General features: G+C 43.9%; 7 protein-coding genes and 2 pseudogenes. 5 read left to right on the top strand and 4 right to left on the bottom strand.

Annotated features, from left to right (window positions below):
• Positions 1–442 precede the first annotated feature (442 nt).
• The 4 genes and pseudogenes from hpf to VTH8203_RS15205 form a co-directional block, all read right to left on the bottom strand.
• Positions 443–799, bottom strand: coding sequence for a ribosome hibernation-promoting factor, HPF/YfiA family (gene hpf, locus VTH8203_RS15220; RefSeq protein ID WP_096994438.1), 357 nt, complete (start codon positions 797–799; stop codon positions 443–445).
• Positions 800–895: 96 nt separating this feature from the next.
• The gene (locus VTH8203_RS15215; protein WP_096994443.1) at positions 896–2,176 is read right to left on the bottom strand and encodes an MATE family efflux transporter; all 1,281 of its coding nucleotides are present in this window, start codon (positions 2,174–2,176) and stop codon (positions 896–898) included.
• A gap of 196 nt (positions 2,177–2,372) precedes the next feature.
• Positions 2,373–3,677, bottom strand: a pseudogene (locus VTH8203_RS15210) (NAD-binding protein); the annotation flags it as partial.
• Between the two features lie 41 nt (positions 3,678–3,718).
• Positions 3,719–4,335, bottom strand: a pseudogene (locus VTH8203_RS15205) (NAD(P)H-dependent oxidoreductase).
• Between the two features lie 183 nt (positions 4,336–4,518).
• On the opposite strand from VTH8203_RS15205, the gene VTH8203_RS15200 reads away from it, so the two are divergent.
• From VTH8203_RS15200 to pheT, 5 genes are all read left to right on the top strand, one after another.
• Positions 4,519–4,995: a GNAT family N-acetyltransferase gene (locus tag VTH8203_RS15200; protein ID WP_096994437.1), complete on the top strand. Its 477-nt coding sequence runs from the start codon at positions 4,519–4,521 to the stop codon at positions 4,993–4,995.
• Positions 4,988–5,476: a GNAT family N-acetyltransferase gene (locus VTH8203_RS15195; RefSeq protein WP_096994436.1), complete on the top strand. Its 489-nt coding sequence runs from the start codon at positions 4,988–4,990 to the stop codon at positions 5,474–5,476. The genes VTH8203_RS15200 and VTH8203_RS15195 overlap by 8 nt, the downstream gene beginning before the upstream one ends.
• Before the next feature lie 57 nt (positions 5,477–5,533).
• Entirely contained in the window at positions 5,534–6,229 is a 696-nt protein-coding gene (locus tag VTH8203_RS15190; RefSeq protein ID WP_096994435.1) for a class I SAM-dependent DNA methyltransferase, read from the top strand.
• A gap of 192 nt (positions 6,230–6,421) precedes the next feature.
• Positions 6,422–7,405: a phenylalanine--tRNA ligase subunit alpha gene (gene pheS / locus VTH8203_RS15185; protein WP_096994434.1), complete on the top strand. Its 984-nt coding sequence runs from the start codon at positions 6,422–6,424 to the stop codon at positions 7,403–7,405.
• Between the two features lie 18 nt (positions 7,406–7,423).
• Entirely contained in the window at positions 7,424–9,811 is a 2,388-nt protein-coding gene (gene pheT / locus VTH8203_RS15180) for a phenylalanine--tRNA ligase subunit beta (RefSeq protein ID WP_096994433.1), read from the top strand.
• The last annotated feature ends 459 nt before the right edge of the window (positions 9,812–10,270 follow it).

The raw sequence follows: 10,270 nt of genomic DNA, 5'->3' as shown, positions 1-10,270 counted from the left end.
TCGTCGGTCTCGACGACAGTAAACGTCAACAGTTTGAGTGGATTCATCGACCTTAATCGACTGGATTGCCTGCCCCTGAATATGTAAAAGCTGAGAAAGTAACTGGGTCAAAATAGGATTCATCCATACTGACTAAAAAAGGGTTATTAGTCAGTATGGTAGAAGTCATAAGTATTGCGTTATGACTCAACAAAGCGGAGAAGAGCCGTAAAAATAATGCGAAACTTTCCAAAAAAATTCGCATTAACGATGAATTGGTTTCAAAATGGCGCACGGTAAGTTATTGGGCGATCGAGTTCGATATAGCGGGCAATAAAACAGATATTTACGAAATAAAAGTCAGTGTAAGCAAACGTGAATAATAGAAAAAATGAATCGAAATAAAGCAGATAACAAAAAAAGCCAGCAAGGTGCTGGCTTTTGATATGTCAATGAAGAACACTTAAGTAAGTTTCATTTCTTGAATAATTTCGGACGCTATCTCTGGTTTTGTACTCGTTGGCTTTTCATGCAAGTCAGTCTTCAATTGTCCTTTTCGGTTCCGTAAACCGGCTTCGAGTTTTTTTAGGGCGGCAGAAATTGCAGGATACATGATGTCGTGAGAGGCCTTAGCTGAAACTCTTACACCCTCATAGTTAGTAAAAATTTCCACTTCATGTTGACCGTGTTCTTTCTTAATAATGATGTCACAGCTTATCAACTGAGGAAAGTGAGCTGATACTTTGTCAAATTTGTTTTCAATCTCTTGGCGCGACTCTTCACCGATTGATACATGATGGGTCTGAACGTTTATCTTCATTAATTGTACCTCTCCTTTCACTACGTATTTTAAACGTAGCAAAGGAGGGGGCGTTTGACAAAAATAGTTAGTGTTACTGAGAAAGAAGTTATCGGTTTAATTCAATAAGGACTTTTCTAATTGTTTGAGAGAGTATCTGTATGTGAACCAAGCGCTCAGACCTGCAAGAATATTACCGACTAAAGCGCCCCAAAAGAGACCTTCAATACCGTCAACCTGTGAGCCGAGCCACAAGCAAGGTAAGAAGAAAGCGAACAAGCGAAGTGCCGAAATCGTTAGAGCTGTTTTCGCTTTGCCAAGGGCGTTGGAAATAGAAACCATTAGCATACAAATACCCAAAGGCCCAAGGCTAAATGGTACGAGAATAAGGTGATAATTAAGAATTTGCTGTACGTTGTCTTCGCTGGTCATCAGTGATGATAGATGCCCTGCAAAGATGTAAGTGATAACAGCAACAAACAGTTGGAAACCGAGGATATAGCCAACTGCTAGGTTGACGAGTTTCTTAATGTCGGTGAGATTTTTGGCACCAAGCAGTCTACCAACCATCGGTGGCATAGACATGGTCAATGCTAACACAGTAACGATAGCAAAAAACTCGTAGCGTGAGCCCAAAGCCCAAGCTGCGACGGCAGCAGTGCCAAATGTCGCTAGTAGTTTGGTGGCTAACATCGAAGACAATGGAGGAAGCAACTGACTGACCATCGCCGGAGCCATTATTTTCCAGATGGACTGTAAACTTCTTGGCAAATTAACGTCTTTCCAGTCAAAGGATGCCCAATTTTTACGGACAACTTTAGGTGCGACAAAAGCGATACCAATACCAAAAGCAATAATAGTGGCAATGGCGGCACCATTGATACCTAAGTCGAACGTAAAGATAAACAGTGGGTCGAGAATCAAGTTAATGATACTGGTTGCCACCATCATCATCCCCGGTAGCACAGTGTTGCCATTAGCCCTGCACACACTGTAATAGAAGTACAGTACCGCACCGACCCAAGAGCTCAGTAGCCAATAAGGCCAATAGCTGTCTATGATAGGGTAGACGGATTCAGGTGCGCTCAACATGACTAATATTGGGTGTCGAACCAACCAAATGAGTACACCAATGGCGGCCACACCAAGGCTACCAAAAACAAGAATTAACCCACCTAATTGCTTCGCATACGATTCATCATTAGCGCCTAAAGCTCGGGAAATGATCGCCGTGGTAGCGATTCCCAAGCCGACTTGAATACCGATGATCACCATTTGCATTGGCAAGGTAAAACCTTGAGCCGCGAGAGGGAGGACACCGAGTTGACCGATAAAGGCACTGTCGACTAACTGAAAGCTCATAAGGGATAACACACCCAAAACCATAGGTAGTGTCATATTGAACAATTGTTTGGCTAATTGTTTTGAATCTTTATCCACGTTGTTCTCTTTAATTTGTGCCTAGATACTTATTCTTGCCGGTGAGCGAAAAAGGAGAGACGGGCTAAGGGCCCGTCTCTATTCATTACATCCTAGCGCATAAGATCTGTGATTACAGTGCTTGACCGAAGACAACGATCAATGCGGCTTTGCTTTATTCATCCAAATTGTCTGCATACCTTTTTGGAGGTGGCGTCCATCCACGCTCACGAGAGTGTTTATCGTTTCTATCTACCTGCATGGCATCTTTGATGAAGCCTTCTAACTCAATAAAGAGGTCGCGATAGTTATTGTCAAAACGTTCTTCATCTTCCGCACCACCTTTCCAAGCCTTGTAAAGACGATCAGATTGTTTATCTTCAATCGTTTTATAGATGGACTTTTTTTGCTTAATGAAAAATGGGTGAAAACCAAGACATTTCATAGTCTTAGCTCCAAGCTCTAAGGCTGAGTGATAAGGTTCAGACTCAATATAGTCAGCGCCTGCTTGCCTTAATTGATACCCATGTCCTCTATCGAATGCTCGGGTGAGGATTTTGACGTGAGGGTACGTATGTTTGACATATTTTACAAGCTCGACATTGGTTTCTTGGTTATCGATAGCGATCACTAGTAACTTGACATCCTCAATTCCGGCAGTATGTAAAATGTCAGGTTTTGAGGCATCGCCAAAATAGGCCTTGGTGCCAATTTGACGCATATCGTCCACTTGTTGTGCCCGGACATCAAGCACCACGGTTTTTACATGGTTTGCGACCAAAAGACGGTTGACGATTTGACCAAATCGGCCAATACCAGCGATGAGAACCGTTCCTCTCTCATCAACAGTGTCTGCTTCTCTGTCGTTACTGTCTTTTTCAAATTTCGGTAAGATAACCTTATCAAAGAGAATAAACAGACCGGGTGTTAAGAACATTGAGAGGGCCACCACAAGAGATAAGGTCTGTGCGATATCGGTAGGCAATACATGGTTTTGAACCGAAAAACTCAATAAAACGAAGCCGAATTCACCGGCTTGGGCGAGGCTTAGGGTAAATAACCATCGAGCACTGTCTTTGATCTTGAAAATCATCGCTAACACATAAAGCACTAGGGCTTTTAGCGTCATGACGCCTATCGTTAAACCAATAATGACAAAGAAGTCGTCAAATAAGATTCCGAAGTTGATACCCGCGCCGACAGTAATAAAGAACAAACCGATCAACAACCCTTTGATCGGGTAAATATTTGACTCCAGTTCATGTCTAAATTCACTGTTTGCCAACACGACGCCGGCTAAGAAAGTCCCCAAAGCAGGAGAGAGAACAACTAAGCTCATTAATGCTGCGATACCAATCACTAACATCAGTGCAGTCGCGGTGAAGATTTCACGCAGCCCAGATGAAGCTACGAATCTAAACAATGGTCGGCTGAGGTAATGCCCACCAACAACGACTAAGGCAATCGAAGCTGTGATAACTGCTGCGATAAGATAAACGAAAGCCTGGAGAAAAATTCCGGTCATGATGCGTCCTCACCTGATTCGATAATGGGTTCTTGAGACCAGTAATGGTTGAGTTTTCGAGAGGTTTGGCTCGCTCAACATTGAATTCGTTACTCACCAATAAACGCAATAGCTCTTTCCACCGTGTTCTGTGCTCAGGTATGCGTTGTTCTTCTTGAGCAGTACGTGAACCAAACAGACAAAAAGGAGGCAAATATGTCATCCCTGTCAAACTCGCAGTCTGTTCTTACGGCTGAAGCAGTTCTCGGATAGTGAAGTGGTTGTAACCGTCGGTTTGATAAGCATCGGCTTTCCCCCCAGCTGATATGGCGCAAAGAAAGGTTTTTCCGTGAAGTGCAGTACCCTCTTGCCCATAGGCGAAACCATATTCTAAAACGAGGTCTTGATATTCTTTTAAAATTGAGGGGGTTGAGTACCAATAGAGTGGAAACTGAAAAATGATGACATCGTGATCAATAAGCCGCTGCTGCTCCTTATCGATATTAATATTATAAGTTGGGTACTCGTAGTAGAGATCAACGGCCGTGACGCCGTTGATGGACTTAGCATCTCGATACATTGGGGCATTCACTTCAGAACGCCTATGAGAGGGATGTGCATAGAGCACCAGCACTCTATGTTATTTTAGGGCATAATCGCTTCCGTGTCGCTTCATCTATGAGTTGTAATATCTAGTACACAAAAAGATATCTTTCAATTGGTTACCGTCTAGTAACCTTAACACTAATCTCGTTATACATCTTCAAGCTGTTACTATTAACGGCGAGGGTTATGGGTCATATAAAGGAGTCGAGATATGCGATTGTCTGTTAGAACAGCGATACAGGACGATGCAAACGAGTTGTTGGAATTATATCGGCAAACAATTCGCACTGTAAATCGCTATGATTACAATGAGATGCAGATTAGAGCATGGGCTCGTGATGAGTTAGAGACATCAGCTTTTGAAACGTATATTGCTCGATGTCAGCCTTTTGTGGTGACAAACCAACAGCAGATATTGGGATATAGTGATTTACAAGCAGATGGGCTAATCGATCACTTCTATTGTCATCACCAAGCTCAACGGCAAGGGGTAGGGAGCGCATTGATGCAAATTATCTTAAATAAAGCGTGCGAAGCTGATATTCGAAGGCTGTACTCCTATGTAAGTATTACAGCAAGACCGTTTTTCTCTCATTATGGCTTTACTGTCATAAGGCCGAACCGAGTTGATATCCGGGGCGTCGTACTAGACAACTATCTGATGGAAAGTGTGCTGAAAGATGAATAACTCGATGTTTGAAGTTAAAGAGATTCCCCAAGAGCAATTACCACTGGATATATTATTACTCGCGGATCCTGAGGAAGCAGCGATTAACGCCTATCGAGCTCGATGCCGTGCTTTTGCTGTGTTTATGCAGGGCCGATTGATTGCAGCGACACTGATAGAAGTGGAGCACGTTAATGGTTGCGCTGAACTTTTCAATATCGCGACGTATCCGGAGTTCCACGGTAGAGGGTTTGGCGGAGTTTTACTTGACGAAGCGTTAACGAAACTTACGGGTCAAGGCATTCGCTGCGTCGAATTGGGAACCGGAACGTTTGGGTATCAACTCTCGTTCTACCAAAAGCACGGGTTTCGCGTGGATAGAGTGGTTAAGAACTTCTTTGTAGATAACTATGATGAACCCATCTTTGAAGATGGTATTCAACACCGAGATATATTGCGTTTGATTTGGCAAGTACCAGAGTTTGACGAGTCTTCGTCGTAGCGTTAGATTGCGCGATTCAAATGCGAGATAAATGGTCTGATAGTTGGAGGTATTTCTATGGGTGATATGTATACAAAATACGCTGTAAAATACGCAGATGCGATTGAAAATAATGCTTACAATGGCCTTTATGAGCGTCCCTCAACGCTTGCCTTGGTGGGCGATGTCGATAATAAAGCGGTATTGGACTTAGGATGTGGTCCTGGTATCTATGCGCAGCACTTCGTCGATCAAGGGGCGAAGGTAACGGCTATCGATCTCTCGGAGCAAATGGTTCAAATGACCAAACAAAAGCTAGGTGACGCTGTCACTTGTTATGCGCAAGATTTGGCTGATGGGCTTCCCAAAGAAGCTGACGCGAGCTACGATCTCGTCGTGTGCCCGTTAATGGTGCATTACCTCGAAGATCTAGTACCGCTGTTTAAAGAAGTGCACCGCGTACTGAAACAAGGTGGATGGTTTATCTTTTCGACACATCATCCATTGGTTGATTATGAAGAAAACGATGTGAACAATTATTTCGCGGTTGAACGTATTACCGAGGATTGGAACACCATCGGTGAACCTGTGGAAGTGTCATTCTTTAGACGTTCATTGAGTAACTTATTCGATAGCCTTTCAGAAAGTGCTTTTACCCTTGATAAGTTTTCTGAAGGTAAACCAGATCCCATGATGAAAGAAGTATCACCCGAGACATTTGATACACTTTCACGTCGTCCAAACTTCATTTTTGTTCGCGCAAAAGCCAATTAATTACCGCCAAATATTGGCAAATGGTCATCGTCTCCCATTGGATTTTTGCTAAAAGGACGAAAAACGAGTTTTTTTTGCCCAATAACCCGTTCAAATTACAAATCAATTTGGCATTAGCGGCGGGTTTTATTAGTATGTACAGCTATCAAAAAACACCCTTATGGATACTACCGGACGGTAGACGAGGAAACGATGCAACATCTAGAAGAGATCATTGCTAACGCGAGCACGGCGATTGAAGCTGCAGACTCGCTAGTCGCACTTGACGAAGTGCGTGTTCAGTATCTAGGTAAGAAAGGTGAACTAACGGTTCAACTTCAAAGCCTAGGTAAACTACCACCAGAAGAGCGCCGCAGTGCTGGTCAAGAGATCAACAAAGCGAAAGGCGTAGTTCAACAAGCGATTGCTGCTCGTAAAGATGCACTACAACGTGCTGAACTTGAAGCAAAACTTGCAGCAGAGACTATCGACGTTACTCTACCAGGACGTCGTATCGAGAACGGGGGTCTACACCCAGTTACTCGTACAGTTGAGCGTATTGAACAGTTCTTTGGTGAGCTAGGCTTTAACACTGAGTCTGGTCCAGAAATCGAAGATGCATTCCACAACTTCGATGCACTAAACATCGCAGAAGACCACCCAGCTCGTACTGACCACGATACTTTCTTCTTCAACCCAGATTTGATGCTACGTACTCACACGTCTGGCGTTCAAATTCGTACGATGGAAAATGGTAAACCGCCATTCCGCTTCATCGCACCTGGACGTGTTTATCGTAACGACTATGACCAAACACATACGCCAATGTTCCACCAAGTGGAAGGTATGCTAGTTGATGAGAATGTAAACTTCGCTCAGCTAAAAGGCATTTTGCATGACTTCCTATGCAACTTCTTCGAAGAGGAAGTTGAAGTTCGTTTCCGTCCATCTTACTTCCCGTTCACAGAGCCTTCTGCTGAAGTAGATGTAAAAGGTAAAAATGGTAAATGGCTTGAAGTTCTAGGTTGTGGCATGGTTCACCCTAATGTACTTCGTGCTGTTGGCATTGACCCTGAGAAATACTCTGGTTTCGCGTTTGGTATGGGCGTAGAGCGTCTAACAATGCTACGTTACGGCGTGAATGACCTACGTGCGTTCTTCGAGAACGACCTTCGTTTCCTAAAACAGTTCAAGTAATCCAGAGGGTTCATCACAATGAAATTCAGCGAATCATGGCTTCGTGAGTGGGTAAACCCTTCAGTATCTACTGACGAGCTTACGCACCAAATTACAATGGCTGGTCTTGAGGTAGACGATGTACTACCTGTGGCTGGCTCTTTCACTGGCGTTAAAGTAGGTAAAGTGGTTGAGTGTGGGCAGCACCCAGACGCAGACAAACTACGTGTCACTAAAGTTGATGTTGGCGCAGAAGAACTACTAGACATCGTGTGTGGCGCTCCTAACTGCCGTGAAGGTCTGAAAGTAGCAGTAGCAACCGTTGGTGCTGTTCTTCCAGGCGATTTCAAAATCAAGAAAGCAAAATTACGTGGTCAGCCCTCACACGGTATGCTTTGCTCATTTACTGAGCTGGGCATCGACGTAGAGTCTGAAGGTATTATGGAACTTGCAGAAGATGCGGTGATCGGTACCGATTTCCGTGACTTCCTAAGCCTTGATGATGTTACGGTAGACGTAGATCTCACGGCTAACCGTGCAGACTGCTTCAGCATCCGTGGTTTAGCTCGTGAAGTCGGTGTTCTAAACCGTGCAGACGTGACAGAGCCAGCGGTTAACGCGGTTGACGCGTCTATTCAAGATGTTGCTGCTATTGAAGTGAAAGCACCAGCGGCATGTCCTCGCTACCTAGGTCGTATCGTTAAGAATGTGAACGTTCAAGCGGAAACACCACTATGGATGCAAGAAAAACTGCGCCGTTGTGGTATTCGTTCTATCGATCCTGTTGTTGATATCACTAACTATGTTCTACTAGAACAAGGCCAACCAATGCATGCGTTCGATCTGGCGAAGATTGAAGGGGGCATCGTGGTTCGTATGGCGGAACAAGGTGAGAAGCTAACACTTCTAGACGGTACAGAAGCAGAGCTTAATGCCGATACTCTAGTTGTTGCTGACCACAATAAAGCATTGGCGATTGCAGGTATCTTTGGTGGTGAAGAGTCTGGTGTAACCTCTGAGACTAAAGACGTTCTACTAGAGTGTGCATTTTTTGCACCTGACCATATCCGTGGTCGTGCACGTAGTTATGGTCTTCATACTGATTCTTCAATGCGCTTTGAGCGTGGTGTGGACTTCGCACTACAAGCAAGCGCCATGGAGCGCGCAACAGAGCTACTAGTTGAAATCTGTGGCGGTGAAGTGGCACCAGTGGTTTGCGTTGAGTCAGACGCTGATTTGCCGAAAGCCAACACAGTAGCATTGCGTCGCACTAAGCTTGATGCACTACTAGGTCACCATATCGAAGATGCTGATGTGGTAGAAATTCTAGAGCGTTTAGGTTTGACTGTTGAGACGTCAGAGTCAGGTTGGATGGCAACAGCTCCGACATGGCGCTTTGATATCGCTATTGAACAAGATTTGATCGAAGAAGTTGGTCGTATCTACGGCTATGACAATATTCCAAATCAACACCCAGTTGCGGCTCTTAAAATGCACAACCACGTGGAAGCGGATTTACCTCTTAAGCGTGTTCGCAACTTGCTGGTTGACCGCGGTTACCAAGAAGCCATTACTTATAGCTTCGTTGAGCCAGAGCAGCAAAAACTGATCGTTCCTGATGTTGAGCCTCTAGTATTGCCATTCCCAATCTCTGCGGAAATGTCAGCAATGCGCCTTAGCCTAATCCAAGGATTGCTTAACACGGTTGTTCACAACCAAAAACGTCAGCAGCCACGTGTTCGTCTATTTGAATATGGTCTTCGTTTCATCCCTTGTGACACAGCAGAAAACGGTATGCGCCAAGAACCGATGCTGGCTGGTGTTATTGCTGGTACGCGTAGCGAAGAGCACTGGGATATTGAAACTAACACAGTAGACTTCTTCGATCTTAAAGGTGACCTAGAAGCAGTTCTAGAGCTGTCTACAAACGAAAAAGCATACACATTTGCTTCAGCTAAACACCCAGCGCTTCATCCAGGTCAGTCTGCGGCAATCATTGTTGATGGCAAAGAAGTTGGTGTAATTGGTACTGTTCACCCAGAGCTAGAGCGTAAGTTTGGCCTAAATGGTCGTACTATCGTGTTTGAAATCGAATGGTCGGCAATCAACGCTAAAGTGATTCCAGAAGCGGTTCAGCTTTCTAAGTTCCCATCAAACCGTCGTGATATCGCTGTGGTTGTTGATGAAGCCGTTGCTTCTGGTGATATCGTTGCTGCGTGTTTAGAGCAGGGCGGTGAGTTCTTGAAAGACGCGAAACTGTTTGACGTATATGTCGGTAAAGGTGTGGAAGAAGGCAAGAAGAGCCTTGCAATCGCACTGACGCTGCAATCGATTGAGCGTACTCTGGAAGATGCTGATATCGCAGGTGCGGTGGATGCGATTGTCGCCCACGTTTCTGAGAAGTTTGGTGCAACACTACGTGACTAATCGTAATTAACGATATAGCCGTCGAGCGAAGAAGCGAGTTAACTGAGTTAACTCGCTTTTTTTATCCAACATTACTAAAATTGAGGCAACCTAAAAATATAGCTCTTATATATCATGCTGTATAACTCTCTACTGAATGGATTAAACGTGTTTCATATTGTTAAAGTTTGCAACCCACTGTTTTTATAAGATAAATACCGTAAAATTGTGGGCTAGATTAGGTATTTCGTAAATTGTTGTTATTTTATTAATGTCTAATTGGGCTTTAAGAATTAGAATAAAAATCTAATAATGCTGTATTTTTCTTATCTAAACTTCTCTTTTATGCTAAAAAATTGGTAACCTGCTAATAGATAAGAAAATATCCTGACATTTCCATGAAATAAAAAAGTTGGCGAAAATCAGAAGGTTGGCTTACACTTTTCAAAGTTAGACCGTTATGTTGTTGATTGGTCAAAC

Source organism: Vibrio thalassae, assembly GCF_900089835.1.
Taxonomy (GTDB): Bacteria; Pseudomonadota; Gammaproteobacteria; order Enterobacterales; family Vibrionaceae; genus Vibrio; species Vibrio thalassae.
This window is presented reverse-complemented; position numbering and strand designations above follow the sequence as displayed.

What these genes read in the sequence shown, in the direction of transcription:
- VTH8203_RS15195 (WP_096994436.1), top strand. Translation starts at nt 4,988, where the DNA reads ATGAATAACTCGATGTTTGAAGTTAAAGAGATTCCCCAAGAGCAATTA.
- VTH8203_RS15200 (WP_096994437.1), top strand. Translation starts at nt 4,519, where the DNA reads ATGCGATTGTCTGTTAGAACAGCGATACAGGACGATGCAAACGAGTTG.
- VTH8203_RS15215 (WP_096994443.1), bottom strand. Translation starts at nt 2,176, where the DNA reads ATGACACTACCTATGGTTTTGGGTGTGTTATCCCTTATGAGCTTTCAG.
- pheT (WP_096994433.1), top strand. Translation starts at nt 7,424, where the DNA reads ATGAAATTCAGCGAATCATGGCTTCGTGAGTGGGTAAACCCTTCAGTA.
- VTH8203_RS15190 (WP_096994435.1), top strand. Translation starts at nt 5,534, where the DNA reads ATGGGTGATATGTATACAAAATACGCTGTAAAATACGCAGATGCGATT.
- hpf (WP_096994438.1), bottom strand. Translation starts at nt 799, where the DNA reads ATGAAGATAAACGTTCAGACCCATCATGTATCAATCGGTGAAGAGTCG.
- pheS (WP_096994434.1), top strand. Translation starts at nt 6,422, where the DNA reads ATGCAACATCTAGAAGAGATCATTGCTAACGCGAGCACGGCGATTGAA.